General features: G+C 63.3%; 21 protein-coding genes. 17 read left to right on the top strand and 4 right to left on the bottom strand.

Features of this window, described 5'->3' with window-relative positions; all coding sequences use genetic code 11:
• Positions 1-1122, top strand: coding sequence for a glycosyltransferase (locus ACQRA4_RS02255; RefSeq protein WP_427821458.1), 1122 nt, complete (start codon positions 1-3; stop codon positions 1120-1122).
• On the opposite strand, the gene wbaP is transcribed toward ACQRA4_RS02255, so the two are convergent.
• The 4 genes from wbaP to ACQRA4_RS02235 all read right to left on the bottom strand — a co-directional run bounded on the left by wbaP (position 1107) and on the right by ACQRA4_RS02235 (position 5485).
• Positions 1107-2507, bottom strand: a complete 1401-nt coding sequence (gene wbaP, locus ACQRA4_RS02250; RefSeq protein ID WP_427821457.1) for an undecaprenyl-phosphate galactose phosphotransferase WbaP — start codon at positions 2505-2507, stop codon at positions 1107-1109. The two genes, ACQRA4_RS02255 and wbaP, sit on opposite strands and share 16 nt — an antisense overlap.
• A 236-nt stretch (positions 2508-2743) precedes the next feature.
• Complete coding sequence (locus ACQRA4_RS02245; RefSeq protein WP_427821456.1) at positions 2744-4264, bottom strand: fused MFS/spermidine synthase; 1521 nt, start codon at positions 4262-4264, stop codon at positions 2744-2746.
• A gap of 31 nt (positions 4265-4295) precedes the next feature.
• Positions 4296-4838, bottom strand: coding sequence for a tRNA adenosine(34) deaminase TadA (tadA, locus tag ACQRA4_RS02240; protein ID WP_427821455.1), 543 nt, complete (start codon positions 4836-4838; stop codon positions 4296-4298).
• Positions 4817-5485 (bottom strand): TIGR00730 family Rossman fold protein, encoded by a 669-nt coding sequence (locus ACQRA4_RS02235; RefSeq protein ID WP_427821454.1) that lies wholly within the window; start codon positions 5483-5485, stop codon positions 4817-4819. Before ACQRA4_RS02235 ends, tadA begins: the two co-directional genes overlap by 22 nt.
• Before the next feature lie 195 nt (positions 5486-5680).
• Here ACQRA4_RS02235 and ACQRA4_RS02230 point away from each other — a divergent pair, with 195 nt between their 5' ends.
• The 16 genes from ACQRA4_RS02230 to ACQRA4_RS02155 all read left to right on the top strand — a co-directional run bounded on the left by ACQRA4_RS02230 (position 5681) and on the right by ACQRA4_RS02155 (position 21199).
• Positions 5681-7291, top strand: coding sequence for an MBL fold metallo-hydrolase RNA specificity domain-containing protein (locus tag ACQRA4_RS02230; RefSeq protein WP_427821453.1), 1611 nt, complete (start codon positions 5681-5683; stop codon positions 7289-7291).
• 7 nt (positions 7292-7298) lie between these two features.
• Positions 7299-7850, top strand: coding sequence for a 16S rRNA (guanine(966)-N(2))-methyltransferase RsmD (gene rsmD, locus ACQRA4_RS02225; protein WP_427821452.1), 552 nt, complete (start codon positions 7299-7301; stop codon positions 7848-7850).
• Positions 7847-8386, top strand: coding sequence for a pantetheine-phosphate adenylyltransferase (gene coaD / locus ACQRA4_RS02220; protein WP_427821451.1), 540 nt, complete (start codon positions 7847-7849; stop codon positions 8384-8386). Before rsmD ends, coaD begins: the two co-directional genes overlap by 4 nt.
• On the top strand, positions 8386-9336 hold the full coding sequence (gene miaA / locus ACQRA4_RS02215) for a tRNA (adenosine(37)-N6)-dimethylallyltransferase MiaA (protein WP_427821450.1): 951 nt from the start codon (positions 8386-8388) through the stop codon (positions 9334-9336). The genes coaD and miaA overlap by 1 nt, the downstream gene beginning before the upstream one ends.
• A gap of 272 nt (positions 9337-9608) precedes the next feature.
• The gene (locus ACQRA4_RS02210) at positions 9609-10592 is read left to right on the top strand and encodes a cytochrome c3 family protein (protein ID WP_427821449.1); all 984 of its coding nucleotides are present in this window, start codon (positions 9609-9611) and stop codon (positions 10590-10592) included.
• Between the two features lie 15 nt (positions 10593-10607).
• Positions 10608-11711 carry a sulfate respiration complex iron-sulfur protein HmcB gene (gene hmcB, locus ACQRA4_RS02205; RefSeq protein WP_427821448.1) on the top strand — a complete coding sequence of 368 codons (1104 nt, stop codon included), beginning with the start codon at positions 10608-10610 and terminating at the stop codon, positions 11709-11711.
• On the top strand, positions 11712-12929 hold the full coding sequence (gene hmcC / locus ACQRA4_RS02200; protein WP_427821447.1) for a sulfate respiration complex protein HmcC: 1218 nt from the start codon (positions 11712-11714) through the stop codon (positions 12927-12929).
• A gap of 16 nt (positions 12930-12945) precedes the next feature.
• Positions 12946-13092, top strand: a complete 147-nt coding sequence (gene hmcD / locus ACQRA4_RS02195; RefSeq protein WP_427821446.1) for a sulfate respiration complex protein HmcD — start codon at positions 12946-12948, stop codon at positions 13090-13092.
• Between the two features lie 251 nt (positions 13093-13343).
• Positions 13344-13595 (top strand): HypC/HybG/HupF family hydrogenase formation chaperone, encoded by a 252-nt coding sequence (locus ACQRA4_RS02190; RefSeq protein ID WP_427821445.1) that lies wholly within the window; start codon positions 13344-13346, stop codon positions 13593-13595.
• A gap of 169 nt (positions 13596-13764) precedes the next feature.
• Entirely contained in the window at positions 13765-16608 is a 2844-nt protein-coding gene (ileS, locus tag ACQRA4_RS02185) for an isoleucine--tRNA ligase (RefSeq protein WP_427821444.1), read from the top strand.
• Positions 16605-17135, top strand: coding sequence for a signal peptidase II (lspA, locus tag ACQRA4_RS02180; RefSeq protein WP_427821443.1), 531 nt, complete (start codon positions 16605-16607; stop codon positions 17133-17135). Before ileS ends, lspA begins: the two co-directional genes overlap by 4 nt.
• On the top strand, positions 17132-17338 hold the full coding sequence (locus tag ACQRA4_RS02175; protein ID WP_427821442.1) for a PLDc N-terminal domain-containing protein: 207 nt from the start codon (positions 17132-17134) through the stop codon (positions 17336-17338). Before lspA ends, ACQRA4_RS02175 begins: the two co-directional genes overlap by 4 nt.
• A 12-nt stretch (positions 17339-17350) precedes the next feature.
• Complete coding sequence (gene ybgF, locus ACQRA4_RS02170; protein ID WP_427821441.1) at positions 17351-18235, top strand: tol-pal system protein YbgF; 885 nt, start codon at positions 17351-17353, stop codon at positions 18233-18235.
• Between the two features lie 74 nt (positions 18236-18309).
• Positions 18310-18948, top strand: coding sequence for a protein phosphatase CheZ (locus ACQRA4_RS02165; protein WP_427821440.1), 639 nt, complete (start codon positions 18310-18312; stop codon positions 18946-18948).
• Between the two features lie 201 nt (positions 18949-19149).
• Positions 19150-20028, top strand: a complete 879-nt coding sequence (locus ACQRA4_RS02160; protein WP_427821439.1) for a type I restriction-modification system subunit M N-terminal domain-containing protein — start codon at positions 19150-19152, stop codon at positions 20026-20028.
• 193 nt (positions 20029-20221) lie between these two features.
• Positions 20222-21199 carry a lipoate--protein ligase gene (locus tag ACQRA4_RS02155; protein ID WP_427821438.1) on the top strand — a complete coding sequence of 326 codons (978 nt, stop codon included), beginning with the start codon at positions 20222-20224 and terminating at the stop codon, positions 21197-21199.
• The last annotated feature ends 17 nt before the right edge of the window (positions 21200-21216 follow it).

The following is a 21216-nucleotide window of genomic DNA, read 5'->3' as shown; positions in this document are numbered from 1 at the left end:
ATGCGCGTGGCCCTTGTCCATTACTGGCTTGTCGGCATGGCCGGCGGAGAGCGCGTTCTGGAGGCGCTTTGCCGCATGTATCCCCAGGCTGACATTTTCACGCATGTTCTGGACAAAGCGGCCATTTCGCCGAACATCGCCAGACACCACATTGAAACCACGTTCATCCACCGCCTGCCCGGCAGCAAAAAACACTACCAGCGCTACCTCCCGCTTATGCCGCTGGCGCTGGAACAACTTGACCTCACGGGCTACGATCTGGTCATTTCCAGCGAATCCGGCCCGGCCAAGGGCGTGATCACCCGTGCGGACAGCCTGCATGTCTGCTACTGCCACACGCCCATGCGCTATATCTGGGACAGTTGGCCCGGCTACATGGCGTCGGTCGGGCCGCTGACCCGTCTGGGCATGCGCCTCCTGCTGCCGGGCCTGCGCCGCTGGGATCTGCTCAGTTCTTTCCGTGTGGATCATTTTGTCGCCAATTCACATTTTGTGGCCCGGCGCATTCGCAAGCACTGGCAGCGTGAGGCGGCCGTGGTGCACCCGCCGGTGAACATCGCGGCCTTTACCGCGCGGCAACAGACAGGCGGCGATTTCTACCTTTGCCTTGGCCGGCTGACGCATTACAAGCGGGTGGATCTGGCGGTCAAGGCCTGCTCGCGCCTGAACCGGCCGCTGGTGGTCGTGGGCGAGGGCGAAAGCCTGAGAGCCCTGCGGGCCGAGGCCGCGCCCTGCGTTCGTTTTGTGGGCCGGCAGGACGACGCCACCGTGGCGGATTTGCTGACGCGCAGCCGCGCCCTGCTTTTCCCGGCCGAAGAAGATTTCGGGATAGTTCCCCTGGAAGCGGCCGCTTCCGGCGTTCCCGTGCTGGCTTACGGCCGGGGCGGAGCCACGGAAACAGTGCTGGACGGCATAACCGGTCTTTTTTTCGCCCAACAGCATGTGGAGGCAATGGAAGCCGCTATCGTGGAGTTTGAACGCCGGGAACGGGATTTTGACCCGCAGGCGCTGCGTCGCCATGCAGAAAATTTCAGCGAGGAACGCTTCAGACAGGAATTTGCGCGCCAGGTGGCGCTGGCGCGGACGGCGCAAAGCCGTCCGGCGGCTCAGTACGCCCCGTAGCCCGAAAGCACCACAGGCACGGTTCTGCCCAGAATCCACAAATCCATCCAGACCGACCAGTTATTGATATAATAATGGTCGTAGGCCACCCGTTCCCCATAGCTCGTGTCGTTGCGCCCCGAAATCTGCCACAGGCCGGTAATGCCGGGTTTGACGCGGCAGTACTCGTCATAGACTTCGCCGTATTTTTCAATCTCCGCGGCCACAATGGGGCGCGGCCCCACCAGGCTCATGCCGCCCATGACCACATTGATGAGTTGCGGCAGTTCGTCCAGACTGGTTTTGCGCAAAAAAGCGCCCATACGGGTAATCCGCGGGTCGCGCTTGAGCTTGTGGTCGCGCTCCCACTCTTCGCGCAAGGCCGGATCGCGCGCCAGCATGGCTTCAAGCACGGCGTCGGCATTGGTCGCCATTGTTCTGAATTTATAAACATGCAACGCCCGGCCGCCCTGGCCGACACGGCGTTGCCGGTACAGAATCGAGCCCGGGCTGTCCAGCCGGATCAGCAGCCCCAGCAACAGCCCCAGCGGCAGCAGCAGCGGCAGAATCAGCAGACAGAGAAAGAGATCAATGCAGCGCTTCATCCGCAAACGGCGCTTGTCGTGCAGGTTCTGACGCAAAAGCAGGCCCATCGTGTTGCCCAGATCGCACGGCGTCAGCCAGTGCGTCCTGATGCCCTCCTTGAAGGAAGGCACCAGCAGCACACTGCTGAAATGGCGGCTGGCCTCCGCAACATAATCCAGACGCGAACCCTGCCCCGCCCTTTGCAGAATCAGGGCTATGGCGTTGGGGCAACGACGCGCCGCGGTAGCCAGCAGTTCCCGCATGCGCGCCTCGTCGTCCGGCAGGTCAAAAATCTCCACCGGCGTCAGGCCCCGCTCTGGATGACGGCGAATATAGTGCCAGAGGTCGCGCCCCATATCGCTGCGATCCAGAATGATCAGGGGCGTGCCCCACCAGCGGCTCCGGGAAAAACGGCGGCGACAGAAGCCGCGCAGGGCGGGCAGGGTGAACACCGTGGCGGCCCAGCTGCCCAGAATGACCAGACGCGAATACATATCCCCGCTTTTCGCCAGAAAGAGCGCCGCCAGAATCAGGGCATACATCAGGCTGGTCATGAGAAAGAGGGCTTTCAACTCGCGCTGCGGCGGCAGGCTGATGCTGCGGTACAGGCCCAGGCTCGCGCCAAACGCCGGCCCCAGCAGCAAAAGAGGCATGCCCCAGCGGTAAAGCACGGGATCAAGATCGCCAAAAGCCGCGCGCAACAGAAAAACCGCGACCACGGTTCCCAGCAGAGCCAGGAGATCGCACAGCACAAGCGCGACTTTCTGCGGCGGCAGGCCGAGCCGGCGCAGCAGACGGATGAAGAAAGCGTTTCGGGACATGACGCCACTGAGCATACACGGATGCGCGGCTGTTGCAAACCGCAATTGCTGCCCCGCCCGCGGGCCTGCGCGAAAGAGCGGGCAAGCCGTTTTTCCGCTCCATCCCCTTGGCGTCTCATTGCAAAAATTCCGCGAAGAACTTTTGCGGGATCGTTGGCGAAAAAATGCGGTTTTTCGCAAATGAACCCGGCCACGCCGCCGCAAAACCCTTGCGGGCCCACTTTTGCAAGCAGGCACTAGCGCCGCAGCAGCATCAGGGCATAGCGCTCCACCGGCGCAAAGTCGTCGCTGAGCGCGGGCGTATCAGCGGGCACAGGCAGAGCGTAGCGCGCCGACAGCATGGCCTCCGTCTCGGCGGCCGGCGGGTCCGTGGCCAAGACCGGAGCGGGCGAAGCGACGCGCCCGGCATCGGGAAAGGCCAGCAGCATCAGATTTTGCACCTCCCGGGGCCGGTCAGGTCTGCCCACGCAATAGACGCGCACCTCGGCGAAAGCGGCGGCCAGGGCATGATAAATGCTTCGGAAGAGCCGCCCGTCCGGGCCCTCCACGGCCGAAATCACATTCATCAGCAGGGCGCCACCAGGGGCCACGGCCCGGCGCAGTTCCCTTGCCGCCTCCACAGTGCCCATCTGAAAGGGAACGGAATAATGCGAATTGAAGACATCAACAAAAACAAGATCATAGCTCTCCCGCTGCCGATTGAGAAAGGCGCGGGCGTCCTCGTGCCGCAGGCTGAGCCGGGGGTCATCCTTCAGGCCGAACCAGCGCCGTGAGGCGGCGGTCATGGCCGGGTCCAGCTCCACCACGGTCAGGCGCAGGGCGGCGGCATCCAGCCCGCTCTTGCCGGCCAGCAGCCACTTGGGCACGGAATAGCCCCCGCCGCCGAGCATCAGCACCCTGCGCGCGTCCGGCACATGGCGCGGTCCCAGGGCGTAAAAGCGGGTGTAGTCGAAATAGAGTTCGTCGGGGGCGTCCAGCAGCATGCCGGACTGGCTGTAGCCGGGGTCCGTGGCCATCAGACGCACGGCGCGGCCACCGCGGGCGTAGTCCGCGCCTTCCATGATCCGGATGCTGTTGTAGGGGCTTTCCACCAGCCGCGTGCCGCCTTTCTCAGCCAGCCATTGGCCGTACAGGCTGTCCTGCCAGGCCAGCAGGGCGCAGAGCAGCAGAAGCAGCAGGCGCGGCCAGGGTCTGGAGGGCGCGTTGCAAAGCGAAAGAAGCAGCATGCAGAGCGCCACGCCCCAGAGAATGGCCGTACTGCCGAAAAAGGAAATCAGCACAAAACCGCCCAGAAAGGTGCCCAGGATGCTGCCCGCCGTGGACAGGGCGTACAGCCGCCCCACCGTGGCCCCGGCGGTGTCCACGCCGGCAATGCGCAGACGTATCACATAGGGCGTGATCATGCCGAAAAAAAAGGCGGGCAGGGCGAAAATGCCCAGCGCCGCGGCCACGGCGGCCAGATAGATATTGCCCACCCCCTGGGTCACGCCCGCGCCCACCGAGGCGTGACAAAAGGCGGTCAGCCCGCAGCCCAGCCCGGCTCCGGCCAGCGCCTGGCCCAGACCCCGGCGGGAAAGCGCCCTGTCCGCGAAGCGGCCCCCGGCCCATGCGCCCAGCGCCAGGCAGGCCAGCACCACGCCGATGAGGCTGGTCCAGACAATGGCCGACGTGCCCACATGCGGGGCCAGCACACGCCCGCCCACCATCTCCAGCACCATGACCAGCGCGCCGCTCAAAAAAACCGTCAGTTCCAGCATGAGAAATCCCTTTCAGGCCGGATGGCCGGGTTCAGTCCGTGCTGTCTTCCGCCCGCCGCGCGCCGAAAAAATCACGCAGCAGGGCCGCGCAGGCTTCGGCCCGCACTCCGCCCATGTGCCAGACCCGGTGATTGCAGCACGGGGCATCCAGATATTCGGCGCGCGAGGTTACGGCCCCGGCCAGCGTGTCCGCCGCGCCATAGACAAGGCCCGCCAGACGCGCGTGCACCAGGGCCGCCGCGCACATGGCGCACGGCTCCAGCGTGACCGCCAGCACGCAGCCGTTCAGGCGATAATTGCCCACGGCCGCCGCCCCGGCGCGCAGGGCCAGCATTTCGGCATGGGCAGTAGGGTCGCGCAGGGTCACGGGCGCGTTATGGCATTGCGCCAGCAGCCGTCCGTCCGGCCCGGCCAGCGCCGCTCCCACCGGCACTTCACCGTCCGCCGCCGCCAGCCGGGCCTGGGCCAGGGCCACATCCATCAGGCCTTCCCAGCTCAGACCCGGCGGCGGGTCGGGCGTCGGCCCGGCCGGCGCGAACACGCGCGGCCACGCTACAAAATGACTATCTTGCACAAGTGGCTGACCACTTCTTCAGGCGTGTCGCAGACTGTGATGAGCTTGTCGATCTCCTCCTCATGGATGAAGCCGCCGGCGGTCATGCTTTTGCGCAGCCATTCCAGCATGCCGCTCCAGAAGCGGGAATTGTACAGGATGATGGGGAAAGGCCGGGTGCGGCCGGTCTGCGCCAGCACAAAGGCTTCGGAAAGCTCGTCGATGGTGCCCATGCCGCCGGGCATGACCACATAGGCCATGGCGTACTTCACAAACATGAACTTGCGGATAAAAAAGTAACGGAAATTGCAGCGGGTTTTCACATACTGGTTGCAGCCCTGCTCGTGCGGCAGATGGATATGCAGGCCCACGGACTCGCCACCGGCCTCAAAAGCGCCCTTGTTGGCCGCCTCCATGATGCCCGGACCGCCTCCGGTGATGATGCCGAAACCAGCCTCCACCAGCATGCGGGCGATCTTTTCGGCATCCTGATATTCCTGCATGTCCGGTGTGCAGCGGGCCGAGCCAAAAATGGAAATGCAGTTGACCTTCAAGGCGTTCAGCGTGTCCAGAGCCTGCACCATTTCCGCCATGATTCGGAATGTGCGCCAGGATTCGGTGGTTGCGGAGGTCAGATCATCCACAAAGTTCTGTCGTAGTTCAGGCATAAACGCTCCTTGCGAAAAAAACGATGTCATGGCGGCGTCTCCGCCGCAGCCCGCGCAAGCGGGCGCATCCAGTATATGTGAGCCGAAGCGCGCCCGCAAGGGAGCGGCCGCCGCCTCCCCCCGCAATTTGACAGGGCCGCGGGCTGCGGCTATGTGAAGAATTGTCACACCCTTGCATCATCCACTGGAGTGCGTATGAAAGTACAATTTCTGGGAGCGGCCCAAACAGTCACCGGCTCCTGCTACATGATCGAAGCATGCGGCAAGCGTTTCTGCGTGGACTGCGGCATGCACCAGGGCAACAAGGCCATTGACCGGCGCAACCGTGACGCCGGGGTCTATCAGCCCGAAAACATTGATTTTGTTCTCATCACTCACGCCCATATGGATCATTCTGGGCTGCTGCCCCTGCTGGTCAAAAACGGCTTCAGCAAGCCCGTGTACTGCACCAAGGCCACCAGCGATCTGCTGGAAATCATGTTGCAGGACAGCGCCCACATCCAGGAAATGGAAGCCCTGTCGGAAGCCAGGAAGTACGAACGCCGGGGCCTGAAACACCCCCCCGCCGCGCTTTATACGATGGAGGACGCCCAGAAGGCGGCCACCCTTTTTCAGACCGTGGACTATCACAAAAGCTTTGAACCCGCGCCGGGCATACGCGTGACCTATTACGACGCCGGGCACATTCTGGGTTCCGGCTCCCTGCGCCTGGAGGCCGAAGAAAACGGCAAAACCACCAGCATGATCTTTTCCGGCGACATCGGCCGCCCCCAGTCTCTGATTGTCCGCGATCCGGAACATCCGCCCAGGGCCGATTATGTGTTCATGGAATCCACCTACGGCGACCGCAACCACAAAAATGAAAGCGGCAGCACCGAGGAGCTGGCCGAGGCCGTGGCCTACAGCCACGCCAGAGGCGAAAAGGTGATCATTCCCGCCTTTGCCGTGGAGCGCACGCAAGAGGTGCTCTACTGCCTGCACATACTCAACAGCCAGGGCAAACTGCCCGGGGACATGCCTGTTTTCGTGGACAGCCCCCTGGCCATCCGGGCCACGGAGATTTTCGAGCGCAACCGCGAACTGTTCGACGAAGACGCCAGGGCCCTGCTGGGCAGCGGCGACGACCCCTTCTCTCTGCCCAACCTGCGCTACACGCTGAGCACCGCCGAATCCCAGGCCATCAACGATGTCAGCGGCCCGGCCATTGTCATCTCGGCCAGCGGCATGTGCAATGCCGGGCGCGTCAAGCACCATCTCAAGCACAATATCTGGAAGCCCGGCGCCAGCGTGGTTTTTGTGGGCTATCAGGCCGTGGGCACGCCGGGCCGCAAGCTGGTGGAGCAGGCCAAAAAAATCACGCTGTTCGGCGAAGACATGGACGTGAAGGCGCGTATTTTCACCATCAACGGCTTTTCCGGCCATGCCGGGCAGAGCCAGTTGCTGGACTGGCTGGCCCCCCTGGCCGGCAACGGCGCGCAGGTGGTGCTGGTGCACGGCGAAAACTCGGCCCAGACCACGCTGGCCGGGCTGATCAAAGAGCGCTTCGGGCTCACGCCGCTGATTCCCGAATATCTGGAGGAACTGGTTCTGGAAGGCGGACGCGTGACCCAGACCGTGCTGCACGAAAGCCAGGCCCATCCCAGGGTGGACTGGAACTTTCTCACCGGCGAGGTGGAACGCAAGTGGGATATGTTCAAGGGCAAGCTGGCCGATGTGGAAGGCCGCCCCTGGGTGGAACAGACCGAATTGCAGGAGGCTCTGGCCAAGATGGATTACGCCATGACCCGCCTGCTTTCGCGCATGTAGGCGGCCTATGCGCGTCATTGCCGGCGGCTTGGGCGGCCGCGTGCTGAAAACCGTGGAAGGCGAAGGCTACCGACCGGCCATGGGCCGCACCCGCGAGGCGCTGTTTTCCATGCTGGGTTCGCGCGGCCTGGTCTGGAGCGAAACCCGCGTGCTGGATCTTTTTGCCGGCAGCGGCAGCCTGGCCTTCGAGGCCCTGAGCCGGGGCGCGCCCTCGGCCATGCTGGTGGAAAACGCGGCCCCGGCCATGCGCTGCCTTCAGGAAAACGTGACGGCCCTGGGCCTCGAGGGCCAGACCCGCCTGTTCAGGGAGGACGTGCTGCGTTTTCTCAAACGCCAGCCGCCCGAAGGCTTTGAGCTTGTCTTCATGGATCCGCCCTATCGCAAGAACCTGGCGGAGCCGGCCCTGCGCGTCCTGGCGGACAGGGGCTGGCTCACGCCCGGGGCCTTTGTCACGGCGGAAATTGAAAAGGATGCCAGGCTCACGACGCCCCCCTCCTTCAACCTTCTGGCCGAACGCCTTTTCGGCCAGACACGCATCTGCATCTGGACGGCAGCATGAGAGCAGCCCTTTATCCCGGCACATTCGACCCCCTGACCAACGGCCACCTCAGTCTGATCCGGCGCGGTTGCGACGTTTTTGACCAGATTATCGTGGCCGTGGCCGACAATACGCCCAAGTTCCCGTTGTTCAGCCATGAAGAGCGGGTGGAAATGGCCCGCGAGGCCCTCAGGAACGAGCCTCGCGTCGTGGTGGAGCCCTTCTCCGGCCTGACTGTGGAATACGCGGCCCGGCGCGGGGTCTGCGCCCTGCTGCGCGGCCTGCGCGCGGTATCGGATTTCGAGTACGAATTCCAGTTGGCCCTCATGAACCGCCGCCTGCAGCGCCATATTCAGACCGTGTTCATGATGACCGACTATCAGTGGCTGTTCATCAGCTCCACCATCGTCAAGGCGGCGGCCAGCCAGGGCGCGGACGTCAAGGGCATGGTTCCCGAAAACGTGCGCCGAAGGCTGCGTGAAAAATACGCCAAAGGCGAAGTGCGCCCAGGCACGCCCTGTCTGGCGGCCCCGCACGGCGGCTTTCGCGTTTCGTAATGAGCGGGGACGCGCAGCCTTCTCCCGCCGCGCGACCCGTGCCGGTGATCTGCCTGGCCGGGCCCACGGGTTCGGGCAAAACAGCCGCGGCCCTGCTTCTGGCCAGGGAGCTGAACGGCGAGGTGATCAACGCCGACTCGCGGCAGGTCTATGCCGATTTTCCGCTGATCACGGCCCAGCCCTCGCCGGAGGAGCGCGCCGCCTGCCCGCATCATCTTTACGGCTTTCTGCCCGCCACGCAAAAAATCAGCGCCGGGCAATGGGCGGAACAGGCCGCGGCCAGGGCCCGCCAGGTGCTGGCGCGCGGCAGAACCCCGCTGCTGGTGGGCGGCACGGGTCTTTATTTTCAAACCCTGTTGCGCGGCATTGCCCATATTCCCCCTCTTGCCCCGGCCGTCAGCGCCCGTCTGGAAGCCCGCCTGAAAGCCGAGGGCGCGCCCGCCCTGCATGCCGAGCTGCGCAAGGCCGACCCGGCCTACGCGGCGCGCATCCATCCCAATGACCGACAGCGCATCGCGCGTGCCCTGGAAGTGCTGGAAGGCACAGGCCGCCCCTTCAGCTGGTGGCATGAAAACGCCATGAGCGCCCCGCTCTGCCGGGGGCCGCTGCTGGTGCTCAATGCTGATCTGGCCTGGCTGGAACCGCGTCTGGCCCGTCGCCTGAATCTGATGCTGGCCGCCGGGGCCCTGGACGAGGCGCGCCAGGCCCGCGCCCGTTGCGACGATGCGGCCGCGCCGGGCTGGTCCGGCATCGGCGCGGCGGAAGCCCTGGCCCATCTGCAAGGCCGGATCAGCCTTGCGGAATGCCGCCGCCTCTGGCTGCGCAACACCCGCGCCTATGCCAAACGCCAGCTGACATGGTTTCGCGCCCGGTCCGAGGCAATTTTTCTGCCGCCCGACCATGTGGCGGCCGTGCTGGAAGAAGCCCGGCGGCGCTGGCCGGCCCGCTGAAAGAAATCCTCCAGCCCCGAACGCTGCAACGGCGTTCGCCATTTCCCGGCCTGAACGGCACGCTGATTTTTGCGAAAAATTTCTCAAAACCTTGCCTCACCGGCCTGAGAAGCCCGCGCAATGCGTTCCCCTCCTTGACGTAACCCCCGCGCTGGGCTACCGTAGACCTGATATCGACCTGTCCGGCCCTTTCGGAGCCGGAAGACAGCCCGTGGCGTGGTGTTGCGGGCGAGGTATTTTGGGGTACTGTCTGCATGCAAAAGGACAAGCACATGAGGAATGGCACAACACTGCTTCTGCTGGCGGCGATGACCCTGGCCGGCGCGGCGTGTCTGACGGCCTGGGGGGCGGGGCCTGCGGTCGCGGCCTCCCTGGAGCCCACGGACAGCGGCGCGCCGTCGGCCACGGTTATCTTTCCTGTCGGCGAAAAGCCCAATCCCAAGGGCGCCGGCATGAAACCCGTGGTCTTCAATCACCTCGTCCATGAGAAAAAAATCGAAGACTGCATGGCCTGTCACCACACGGGCGATCCCGTGTCCTGTACCACCTGCCATACGGTGGAGGGCAAGGCCGAGGGCAACTTCGTCACCCTTGAGCGGGCCATGCACGCCACGGATATCGCCAAACGCGATCAGGGCAACACGCCCCAGAGCTGCGTGAGCTGTCACGAGCGGCGGCTCAGCCAGCGCCAGTGCGCCGGCTGTCATGCGCTGGTCAAACCCGCGCGCAACGCGGCATGGTGCGCCGTCTGCCACACGGGCGCGCCTTCCATGAGCGCGCAGCAGTTGCAGCAGGGCATCGCCGAAAAGCTGCCCGAGGCCCAGAACGAAGCTCTGGCCGCCGAAGTTGTGCTGGGCAAAAAGCCCGTGGCGTATCTCACGGGCCTGCAGGCGCCCTACAAGGTGGTCATCGACGCCCTGGCCCAGCAGTACGAGCCCAGCGTTTTCACCCATCGTCGCCATGTGAGTTCGCTTATGGAGCGCATCAAGGACGACAAGCTGGCCCAGGCTTTCCACACCAGGCCAGAGACGCTCTGCTCCACCTGCCATCATAACAGCCCCCTGTCGGCCACGCCGCCCAAATGCGGCAACTGCCACACCACAACCATTGATCCCAAAAATCCGACCCGCCCGACGCTCAAGGCCGCCTATCATCTGCAATGCATGGGCTGCCACAAGGCCATGAAGGTGGGTCGCCCGCTGAACACCGACTGTGCCACATGCCACAAGCAACGCGCCCCGCAGCGCGCCGAATAGTACGGAGAAACGCATATGAATCGCAGAAAATTCCTGACCATTCTGGGCAGCGCGGGCGTGGTTTCGGCATTGGGCACGGCAAAAGTGGCCGAAGCCGGCATGCATACCTTCCCTTACTATGGCGACAGCTACGGCGTACTGCACGACACCACCCGCTGCATCGGCTGCCGCCGTTGCGAGGAAGCCTGCAACAAGGTGAACCATCTGCCCAAACCCGACAAACCGTTCAGTGATCTTTCGGTCACCGCCACCCGCCGCCGCACCACCGCCTATGAATGGACCGTGGTCAACAAGTACGAGATGAACGGCAAGCCGGTCTTCCGCAAGTTGCAGTGCTTTCACTGCAACGACCCGGCCTGCGCCTCGGCCTGCTTCGCCAAATGCTTTCAGAAGCAGCCTGACGGCAGCGTGACCTATGACGGCTCCCAGTGCGTGGGCTGTCGTTACTGCATGGTGGCCTGTCCCTTCTATGTGCCGGGCTTCCAGTACGACGAGGCCTTTGACCCGCTGGTGCAGAAGTGCACCTTCTGCGAGCCCCGCCTCAAGGAAGGCAAACTGCCCGGCTGTGTGGAGGCCTGCCCCGTGGACGCGCTGACCTTCGGCCGCCGCAGCGACCTGATCAAGGTGGCCCGCGCCCGCATTGCGGACAATCCCGGCAAATACGTCAACTATGTCTACGGCGAATTCGACGCCGGCGGCACCGCCTGGATGGTGCTGGCCCCGGCCGCCGAGGGCGCGCCCGTGTCGCCGGACAACCCGGCGGAGGCCGCCCCTGATCTGAAACAGCTGGGGCTGAACACCCATCTGGGCAACCGCCCCATGGGCGAACTGACCTACGGCGCCCTGGGCGCGGTGCCCATGATCGTGGCCTTCTGGCCCGTGCTTTTCGGCGGGGCCTACGCCATGACCAAGCGCCGCGAGGCCATCAGCAAGCTGGAGCAGGAAAAGGTGCTCAGAGAGGCCAGGGAAGACGTGGCGGCCGCCGTGGATGCCGCCGTGCGCAAAATTGAGGAAACCGAAGGCGAAGGCGCGGCCGAACGGGCCCGCCGCGCCATGACCGAGGCCCTGAAGGCCAGGGAAGCCGAGGTGGCGTGCTCCAAGCACGGGGAGGATAAGTAGATGGAAAACCACGGCATCGTCATTCCCACCAAGGACAGATTGTTCAACCTTGATCCGCTGCTGCGGCGAACCCCGGGCAATATCCTGACGTGGATCATCCTGTCAGTGGGCCTGATCATCACCATCATCCGCTTTACCCAGGGCATCGGTTCGGTGACCAATCTGGACGACAACCAGCCCTGGGGCCTGTGGATCGGCTTTGACCTGCTCTGCGGCGTGTGCCTGGCCGCCGGCGGCTACTTCACCACCGTGGCCTGTTACGTCATGGGCATGAAGCACTTTCATTCGGCGGTGCGCCCGGCCGTGACCACGGCCTTTCTGGGTTACGCCTTCGTGGTGGTGGCCCTGCTCTATGACCTGGGGCATCCGTTGCGCCTGCCCTACATGTTCTTCTTCCCCGGCACCACTTCCGTGCTTTTTGAAGTGGGCCTGTGCGTGGCCACCTATGTCACGGTGCTCTTTATCGAGTTCTCCGTCGCGCCCATGGAATGGCTGGCCCAGAAGTTTCCCTGGCTGCTCAGGTGGCGCAAGCTGGTCATTCGCTGCACCATCCTGCTGACCATCTTCGGCGTGACCCTTTCCACCCTGCACCAGTCCTCGCTGGGGTCGCTTTACCTCATCGCGCCGGAAAAGCTGCATCCGCTCTGGTACTCGCCCTTCATGCCCATGTTCTTCTTTGTCAGCTCCATGGCGGCCGGCGCCTCCATGGTCATCTTTGAAGGCATGTTCGCGCACAAGGGCGTGCACGAGTACATGGACGCCACCCACCTGCGCGAAGCCGACGGCGTGGTGCTGAGCTTCGCGCGGGCCGCCTCCTTCATCCTCTTCGCCTATTTCATGCTCAAGCTCATTGACATGCTGGTGCAGGCCAACATTCCCTATCTCTTCACGGGTTACGGGGCATGGTGGCTGGTGGAGATGCTCTTCTTTGTGCTGATGCCCGCCCTGCTCTACGCCAAGGGCGCGCGGGACGGCAACGTCGGCCTGTGCCGCTTCGCCTCGGTCAATGCCGTTCTCGGCATTGTGCTCAATCGCTTCAATGTCTCCATGATCGCCTTCAACTACAACCTCCCTTCCGCAGAGCGGTACTTCCCGAGCATCTGGGAGATATGCATCTCCATCTTTGTGGTGACCATGATCGTGACCGTGTATCGCTTCATCGTCTACCACATGCCCGTGCTTTACGAACATCCCGATTTCAAGGATGAAGCCCACTAGGCGCAAGGAGAACACTATGGAATTCCATACCTTTTATGATTACTTCCTGTTCACCAAGAGCTGGGCGTACGCCATGATGTTCGTGGTGCTGCCCCTCTATGTGCTGTACTGGAACTTCGTGCTCTTCCCGGAGAAGAAAAAGGGCAACAACAGTCCCAAGTAGTGGGGCGCATAAAGGCGGGGCCGCAAGGCCCCGCCTTTTTCGCGCGCAAGGGGCTGGGGCCGGGCATTCGCGCAATGCCCGGCCCCGCTCCGGCATGTGCCGCCCTTGCCTCGCGGCATGGCCCCTGTTATGCTCACGGCGGCGCGGCAAGCGCCGCAACGGCTCTGCCATCCAGACAAAAAACGGCAACGTGCCCGCGCGTCTTGCCGTTCAGCCCTGAACGCTTATTTTCAGTGCGCGAGGTTTCCAGTATGTGTCTAGCCATTCCCTCCCAGATTGTGGAACTTCAGGAAGAAGGCATGGCCCGCGTGCGCGTGGGCGAAAGCCAGACATTTCTGACCGCGTCCATGATGCTTTTGCCCGAACCGCCGCAGGTCGGCGATTATGTCATCGTTCACGCCGGTTTTGCCCTGCACGCCTTGTCTCCCCAGGAGGCGCGGGACAGCCTCGCGGCCCTGCGCGAACTGGCCGAGGCCATGGAGGGCGCGCCCGCCCCGTTCTGAGCCGTATTCAAGCAACCCGCAGTGACGCGATACGGGCGAAAGATGCTTTCAAGAAGGCCGCGCTGATGCGGCCTTCTTGACTTTACACCGCTCTTTGCCCAGATTAGATTGATTTTTTCGCCCGCACCACTTCCGGCCCACGGGCCGGGCACAGCCGCTGGGAGCCAGCATGAGTGACTACAAAAAAACCCTGAATCTTCCGCAAACCGCCTTTCCCATGAAAGCCAATCTGGCGCGGCGCGAGCCGGAAACTCTCAAGAAATGGGATCAGATCCACGCCCGCGAACTCATGGTCAACGTATCGGGCAGCCGGGGTTCCTATGTGCTGCACGACGGCCCGCCCTATGCCAACGGGCATATTCACATGGGCACGGCGCTGAACAAGATTCTCAAGGATATTGTGGTCAAGTCGCGCAACATGCAGGGCTTTGCCGCGCATTATGTGCCCGGCTGGGACTGCCACGGCCTGCCCATCGAACACAAGGTGGAGCAGGAACTCAAGGAAAAGAAAAAAGAACTGCCCGCCCATGTGGTGCGCAAGCTCTGCCGCGACTACGCGGCCAGGTGGATCGACGTTCAGCGCAAAGAGTTCAGGCGGCTGGGCGTGCTCGGCGACTGGGACAACCCCTACATGAGCATGAAACCCGCCTACGAGGCCGCCACGGCGCGCGAACTGGCCGATTTTGTGGAAAAAGGCAACGTCATCCGCGCCAAAAAACCCATTTACTGGTGTTGTTCCTGCCACACGGCCCTGGCAGAAGCCGAGGTGGAGTATTACGACCATACCTCGCCCTCCATTTATGTCCGCTTTCCTCTGCCCGACGCGGGCCTGAAAGGCGTTTTCCCGCAGGCCGACCCCTCGCGCGCCTTTGTGGTCATCTGGACCACCACGCCCTGGACCCTGCCGGACAATATGGCGGTCTGTCTGCACCCGGAATTTGCCTATGCGCTGGCAGAGGTCGACGGCGCGCAATACCTGCTGGCCGAAGAGCGCCTCGCGCCCTGCGCCGCCCTGTTCGGCTGGAATGCGCCCAGGGTTCTGGGCCGGGCCGCGGGCGCGCGGCTTGAGGGCCTGACGGCCCGCCACCCCTTCTATGACCGGCCCTCGCCCCTGACCCTGGGCCCGCATGTCACCCTCGACACAGGCTCCGGCTGCGTGCACACCGCGCCGGGGCACGGGCGTGAAGACTATGAGGTGGGCCTGAAGTACGGCCTGGACATTTACTCCCCCCTGGACGACGCGGGCCGCTTTTTGCCCGCTGTGGAGTTTTTCGCCGGGCTTACGGTGACGGAGGCCAACCCCAAGGTCATCGAAAAACTCAGGGAAAAAGGCGCGCTGCTTCAGGAAGACAAGATTCAGCACTCTTATCCGCACTGCTGGCGCTGCAAAAACCCGGTGATCTTCCGGGCCACTACCCAGTGGTTCATCAGTATGGAGAAAAACGACCTGCGCGCGCGGGCCCTGAACAGCATCGACAAGGATGTGCGGTGGATTCCGGCCTGGGGCCGGGACCGCATTTACAACATGATCGAATCCCGCCCGGACTGGTGCATCTCGCGCCAGCGCCAGTGGGGCGTGCCCATTCTGGCCCTGCGCTGCCAGAGCTGCGGCGAAGCCTGGAACGACCCCGCCTGGATGCGCGATATCTGCGACCGCTTCGCCAGGCATCCCACAGGCTGCGACTACTGGTACGAGGCGAGTCTGGACGAGATTGCGCCCGCCGGCCTGAAGTGCCCGCACTGCGGCGGCGACCGCTGGGAAAAGGAAAGCGACATTCTGGATGTCTGGTTCGACTCCGGCTCCAGCTTCGCGGCGGTGCTGGAAGCGCGCCCCGAGCTTTCCTGCCCGGCGGATCTTTATCTGGAAGGCTCGGATCAGCATCGCGGCTGGTTTCACAGCTCCTTGCTGGTGTCCGAAGGCACACGCGGACGGCCCCCCTACCGTTCGGTGCTGACCCACGGCTATGTGGTGGACGGCGAAGGGCGCAAGATGTCCAAATCCATCGGCAATGTCATCGCCCCGCAAGAGCTGATAGACAAGTTCGGGGCCGAAATCGTCCGCCTCTGGGTTTCTTCCGTGGAATACCGTGAGGATATCCGCATTTCAGACCAGATTCTCAGCCGCCTGGTGGACGCTTATCGCCGCATCCGCAACACCTGCCGCTTCATTCTGGGCAATATGGACGGCCTGACCAGGGCCGACGCCCTGCCCCTAGAACAATTGCTGCCGCTGGACCGCTTTGCCCTGGATGTGGCCGCGCGCGTGCACGAGCGCGTGCAGCGGGCCTACACGGACTTTGAATTTCACAAGGTCTATCACAGCCTGCACAATTACTGCGTGACGGATCTCTCCTCGATCTATCTGGACATTCTCAAGGACCGCCTTTACGCCTCCGGCCCGAACAGCCCGGAACGCCGCTCGGCCCAGACGGCCCTCTGGCATATTCTGCGCATGCTGCTGCGCGACATGGCCCCGGTGCTCTCCTTCACGGCAGAGGAAATTTTTGACCACCTGCCCGCGGGCCTGCGCGGCCCCGAACTCACGGTATTTGCCCTGCAGGCCGTGTCTGGCGAGGAATTTCTGCTGCCCGACGGCCAGCGCGACGACTGGAATACGCTGCTGGCCGTGCGCGGCGCGGTGACCAGAGCCATTGAGCCCCTGCGCCGTGACGGCGTGGTGGGGCACTCGCTGGATACGCGGGTGACGCTCCATCTGGCTGACGAGCTGCGCGAGCGTCTGGAAAGCCTGCATACAGACCTGCGCGCTGTCTGCATTGTCTCGCAGCTTGAGCTGGCCCCCCTGGCCGACGCCCCGCAGGGCGCCCGCCGCGACAGCGAAATTCCCGGTCTGGCCATCAATGTGGAAAAGGCGCGCGGCGCAAAATGCGAACGCTGCTGGATTTACAGCGACGAGCTGGGCGCGAACCCGGCGCATCCCTCGCTTTGCCCGCGCTGCGCGGCGGTGCTCAAGGGCCTGCCCGCTGACGGCCACAAAGGACGCGCGGCCGAATGAGACGACGTTACCGGATTCTGGGCGGCATGGCCGCGCTGGCCTTCGCGCTGGATCAGCTCAGCAAATGGTGGGTGCTGGCCGCCATTCCCGAACACCGGCCCGTGACGGTGCTTCCCGGTTTTTTTGATCTGATCAACATCCGCAACCGGGGGGCGGCCTTCGGCTTTCTGAACCGTTCGGACATCGAATGGCAATTCTGGCTCTTTCTGGCGGCCACGGTTGTGGCGGCCTGGGCCATCATCGCCCTGACGCGAAGCTCGCGCTATGCGCCCTGGCTGTTTGCCGGCCTGGGCCTGGTGCTGGGCGGCGCCCTGGGCAACCTCACAGACCGTCTGCGCTTCCGGGCCGTGGTGGATTTTCTGGATTTTTACTGGGGCGACTGGCACTGGCCCGCCTTTAACGTGGCGGATACGGCCATCTGCGTCGGCGCTTTTCTGGCCTGCCTGGTGATCTGGCGCAACCCGCCGGAAGACGCGCGGGGCGGCGCGCCCAGGCGCGAACCCTCCGACAGGGGAGAAAAGGCATGAGCTTTGCCTGGTGGCATCCGTTGGCGGCACTGATTCCCATGCTTCCCAGTTTCTGGAGCATCTGGCACATCTGGGATCATGAATTCGCCACGCCCCAGCAACGGGCGCTCTGGCTGGTGCTGGTGGTTTTTCTGCCGGTACTGGGCGGCATCATTTATATTTTTGCGGGTCGCGGCAAGGCCCGGGGAAAAATTCAACGCTGAAACGAGGCAGGTATGAACAAATTCCGTTCTTTCCATCTTCCGCTTCTGGCCTGCGCGGTTCTGCTGCTGGGCGCCTGCGTGCAGAGCGGCTCAGGCGGCAGCGGCTCCCTGAATCTGGAGCAGCGGGTGCAGCAGCACGACATGCAGCTCAGGCAATTGCAACCCGCCCAGGCCGACGCCTGGAATCAGCTTCAGGCCATGCGGCAAGAGCTGAACGTCCTCAAGGGGCAGATGGACGATTTGCAGAATGTGGGCGGCGCGCGCGCCCTGACAGAGCGCGTCAACCGGCATGACGCGGCTCTGCGCCAGGTGGAAAGCAGCATGGCCCTGAATCTCAATCTGGGAGACCCGCTGCCCGCCAACGCGTCTTCGGCCCCCATGGGCGCGCCCCAGGCGGCATCCGGCATGCCTGACGCGTCCGGCGCATCGGGCGACGCGGGCTACGCTCCGGCCGTACAGGCGCCCGCCGCCAGCACCTGGGGCCAGCCCTCGCCCCAGCCCGTGGTACAGGCCCCGCAAAAGGACATTTCGCTGGCGCTCTTTGACGCGGGCGTCAATGCCTACAATGCCCGCAAATATGACGAGGCCCAGCGCTCTTTCACGGATTTTCTGAAAAATTACAAGGATCACAACCTGGTTCCGGAAGCCCAGTACTATCTGGCGGAATGCTACTTCCAGCGCAACCAGTTCGCGGACGCGGCCCTGGCCTATGACACGGTGATCAAAAAATATCCCACATCCTCGCGCGCGCCTGGCGCATATCTGAAGCAGGGCATCAGCTTCGGCAAACTGAATCAGGGCGCCGCGGCCAAGGCCCGGATGCAGGAACTGATCAAAAAGTTCCCCAATTCGCCGGAAGCCGCGCGGGCCAAAAATTTTCTGAAGACCAACCAGTAAGGGACGCGGTCGCCCGCCTTTACGGCGACCGCGATACAAACGGGCCCATTACAACCGAAAAAGGGGAAGGGGGGATGGCGGAACAACGCGACGAACCGGCCGTATACAAGCAACTGAGCACCGAGATGCGCCAGGGGCTGAAAAATATTTATCAGCAGATTTCCTCAGCCTCCAGCGAACAGGGCACGCCCGCGTCCGATACGGACGCCCTGTTCCACGAGGCCTCAGATCAGCTGGGCGAAGTGCTCAAGACCACGGAAACGGCCGCCATAAGCATCATGGAAATTGTGGAAAAACATCTGGATCTCCAGGCTGAAAGCGCAGCCCTGCTGGGCGCCGTGCGCGACGGCACGGCCACGGACAGCCAAAAAACCCGCCTGACCGAGATCAACAGCCAGTTGGGCAATGACCTCACCACGCTGCTGACCACCCTGAGCTTTCAGGACATCACGGGCCAGCGAATCAAGCGGGTGGTCGCGGCTTTGGACAAAATCGAAAAAAGCGTGGTTGAGCTCTATCTTTCCTCCGGCCTGATTATGGAAGGCGCGGAAAAACATCCGGACAAAGACGCGCGAACCCTGCAAGACGAGGCGCGCAAGGCTGTGGAGGATTTTCGCCAGAGCCGCAAGGTCTCCTCCGAGCTCAAGGGGCCGGACAAGAACGGTTTCTCCCAGAGCGCCATTGACGACATGCTGGCCCAGTTGGGCATGTGATTCGCTCCTGGTCTGACGCACAAGCGGAACAGCCCGCCGTGGGAAGTCAGGCGGGCTGTTCCGCTTGTGCGCGCCGACACGAGACAGACGCCATGAACGGCAAGCGTTGCGGAGGGAAACCTTGCCTCCCGACCAAGCGCGACCCATAATGAATCCCGCTGAAATTTTTGTGTTATCCATAGGTTATCAGAAGGAAGCCCCATGTCCCTTGCCGCTGCTGTTTCCGAAAAGGCCAGTCCGATCTGGGCCATCGCCGACAAGCTGACCGGCGTGTTCAAGCCGCACCAGTGCGGCGAGGTCATTTTGCCGCTCACGGTCATCCGCCGTTTCGACAGCGTGCTGGAACCCGCCAAGCAGGCCGTTCTGGACGCTTGCAAACAGTATGCGGACAGCCCCCTGCCGGGCAAATTGCTGGAAAAGGCCTCCGGCTGCGCCTTTTACAATACCAGCCAGTTCACCTTTGTCCGCCTGCTGGACGCCCCCGATGATCTGGAGGCCAATTTTCGCGCCTACTGCAACGCCTTTTCCCCCAACGTCCGGCAGATACTGGAAAGATTCAAGCCGTTCTGGCCGCACCTGGCCACCATGTGCGAAAAAAACGTGCTCCATATGGTGCTGAAGGAGTTCACCACCAGCAAGGCCGATCTGCACCCGGACAGGGTGTCCAATCTGGAAGGGGAAGGCCGCATTGAGCCTGTTCCGGCGGAGACGGGCTTTCCCGGCATAAAGGGCGATTCCGGCGCGACGGAGGGAAAGGACTTTGCCACGCTTTCGGATATTGTGCGGAAAATCAACCAGCGTTTTGGAACACAGCTTGACCCCACCGACCAGGTGCATACCCTGCGCCAGATAGCCGAACATGTGGCCGCAGGCGACCGCCGCCTTGCCGACCTTGCCGGGGAGGAAGACGCCGGCACATGGAATATGGTCTATGACAGCGTGTTCGCCAGCGGCGTGGCCGAAGCGGCCCTGAGCAACGCGGCCTTTTTTGAGCTGATCAACACAACGCCCGACGCGCTGGACTTTTTACGAGAACAGCTCAGAAACATTGTAAGGGGAAGGCTGCAACAACCAGCCTGAACGCTGCATGACGGGCAACTGGCCGGCAAAGTCAGACCAGATGCGCGCCGGGGTCGGTTACATCCCCCATGCGAAAAAGGCGGGAACATACGGGCAGGGCGGCCGGAGAGGCCGCTTCGGCCCTATGTTCCCAACTCCGGCCATGCCGTAGCATTTTTCCGCTCCCTTCGGGGAACGACCTTCAGAGGTTCATATGCATTCCCTGATGTTTTCCTCCCTTGACCCCGCCCTGAATCTGGCCCTTGAGGAACAGCTTTTTCTCTCCCTGCCGCCGGAGCATCCCGGGTATTTTCTGCTCTGGCAGAACGGCCCTTCCATCATCGTGGGCCGCCATCAATGCACCGCCGAAGAAATTAACGCCGATTTCGTGCGGCGCGAACACCTGCCGGTGGTGCGACGCATCACCGGCGGCGGCGCGGTGTATCACGATGAGGGCAACCTCAATTTCTCCTTTATCGAAAACGCCCGCGGGCGGGAGAGGGTTGATTTCAGGCGCTATCTGGAACCGGTGCGGGCAGCCTTGCGTCATGTGGGCGTGCGGGCCGAAATTTCGGGCCGCAACGACCTGGAGGCGGGAGGGCGCAAAATCTCGGGCAGCGGCCAGAGGGTGCACAGGGGCAAGGTGCTGCATCATGGCACCCTGCTGGTGCATGTGGATTTTGAGCGCCTGAGCGAAGCCCTGAACGTGGACCCGGAAAAAATCCGCTCCAAGGGCGTGGCGTCGGTGCGGGCCAGAGTGCGCAACCTTTCCGAGTGCTGGACGCCCGGCACGGATATGGACACCCTCAAGGACTGTCTGTTGCGCCACTGCGCCGACGGCGAGGCGCGTCTGGACATGCGTGACCGCGCCGCGGCGCAGGCCCTGGCCGAAAGCAAGTACCGGCAGTGGAGCTGGAATTACGGCGCGTCCCCGCCTTTCACCGAGGAAAAGCGCCGACGTTTCCCATGGGGAAGCGTGCGCCTGCGGCTGGATGTGCGTGATGGTCATATCGGGACTTGCCGGATTTATGGCGACTTTTTCGCCGGCGCCGAGATTGGCGAGCTGGAAAATACGCTTGTCGGGCTCAGGTATGAGCCAGCCTCCCTGAGCAAAGCCCTGGAAGGCGTGCCTCTGGAAAGCTATTTCAGCGGTTGCGACCCTGAAGAGACGCGCCGCTTTTTTGTGGAGTAGGGGCCGGCGCGCCTGCC

Origin of the sequence: Desulfovibrio sp. SGI.169 (genome assembly GCF_050313595.1) — a bacterium.
Classification (GTDB): domain Bacteria; phylum Desulfobacterota; class Desulfovibrionia; order Desulfovibrionales; family Desulfovibrionaceae; genus Desulfovibrio.
Note: the sequence above shows the minus strand (reverse complement) of the source record. Positions and strands in the feature narration are given on the sequence as shown.

Excerpts from the sequence above, each read along its gene's own strand:
- ACQRA4_RS02245 (WP_427821456.1), bottom strand. The coding sequence starts at position 4,264 with ATGCTGGAACTGACGGTTTTTTTGAGCGGCGCGCTGGTCATGGTGCTG.
- ybgF (WP_427821441.1), top strand. The coding sequence starts at position 17,351 with ATGAACAAATTCCGTTCTTTCCATCTTCCGCTTCTGGCCTGCGCGGTT.
- ACQRA4_RS02210 (WP_427821449.1), top strand. The coding sequence starts at position 9,609 with ATGAGGAATGGCACAACACTGCTTCTGCTGGCGGCGATGACCCTGGCC.
- rsmD (WP_427821452.1), top strand. The coding sequence starts at position 7,299 with ATGCGCGTCATTGCCGGCGGCTTGGGCGGCCGCGTGCTGAAAACCGTG.
- coaD (WP_427821451.1), top strand. The coding sequence starts at position 7,847 with ATGAGAGCAGCCCTTTATCCCGGCACATTCGACCCCCTGACCAACGGC.
- ACQRA4_RS02175 (WP_427821442.1), top strand. The coding sequence starts at position 17,132 with ATGAGCTTTGCCTGGTGGCATCCGTTGGCGGCACTGATTCCCATGCTT.
- ACQRA4_RS02165 (WP_427821440.1), top strand. The coding sequence starts at position 18,310 with ATGGCGGAACAACGCGACGAACCGGCCGTATACAAGCAACTGAGCACC.
- ACQRA4_RS02190 (WP_427821445.1), top strand. The coding sequence starts at position 13,344 with ATGTGTCTAGCCATTCCCTCCCAGATTGTGGAACTTCAGGAAGAAGGC.
- ACQRA4_RS02160 (WP_427821439.1), top strand. The coding sequence starts at position 19,150 with ATGTCCCTTGCCGCTGCTGTTTCCGAAAAGGCCAGTCCGATCTGGGCC.
- miaA (WP_427821450.1), top strand. The coding sequence starts at position 8,386 with ATGAGCGGGGACGCGCAGCCTTCTCCCGCCGCGCGACCCGTGCCGGTG.
- ACQRA4_RS02230 (WP_427821453.1), top strand. The coding sequence starts at position 5,681 with ATGAAAGTACAATTTCTGGGAGCGGCCCAAACAGTCACCGGCTCCTGC.
- hmcB (WP_427821448.1), top strand. The coding sequence starts at position 10,608 with ATGAATCGCAGAAAATTCCTGACCATTCTGGGCAGCGCGGGCGTGGTT.
- ACQRA4_RS02255 (WP_427821458.1), top strand. The coding sequence starts at position 1 with ATGCGCGTGGCCCTTGTCCATTACTGGCTTGTCGGCATGGCCGGCGGA.
- lspA (WP_427821443.1), top strand. The coding sequence starts at position 16,605 with ATGAGACGACGTTACCGGATTCTGGGCGGCATGGCCGCGCTGGCCTTC.
- hmcC (WP_427821447.1), top strand. The coding sequence starts at position 11,712 with ATGGAAAACCACGGCATCGTCATTCCCACCAAGGACAGATTGTTCAAC.
- hmcD (WP_427821446.1), top strand. The coding sequence starts at position 12,946 with ATGGAATTCCATACCTTTTATGATTACTTCCTGTTCACCAAGAGCTGG.
- ACQRA4_RS02235 (WP_427821454.1), bottom strand. The coding sequence starts at position 5,485 with ATGCCTGAACTACGACAGAACTTTGTGGATGATCTGACCTCCGCAACC.
- ACQRA4_RS02155 (WP_427821438.1), top strand. The coding sequence starts at position 20,222 with ATGCATTCCCTGATGTTTTCCTCCCTTGACCCCGCCCTGAATCTGGCC.
- ileS (WP_427821444.1), top strand. The coding sequence starts at position 13,765 with ATGAGTGACTACAAAAAAACCCTGAATCTTCCGCAAACCGCCTTTCCC.
- wbaP (WP_427821457.1), bottom strand. The coding sequence starts at position 2,507 with ATGTCCCGAAACGCTTTCTTCATCCGTCTGCTGCGCCGGCTCGGCCTG.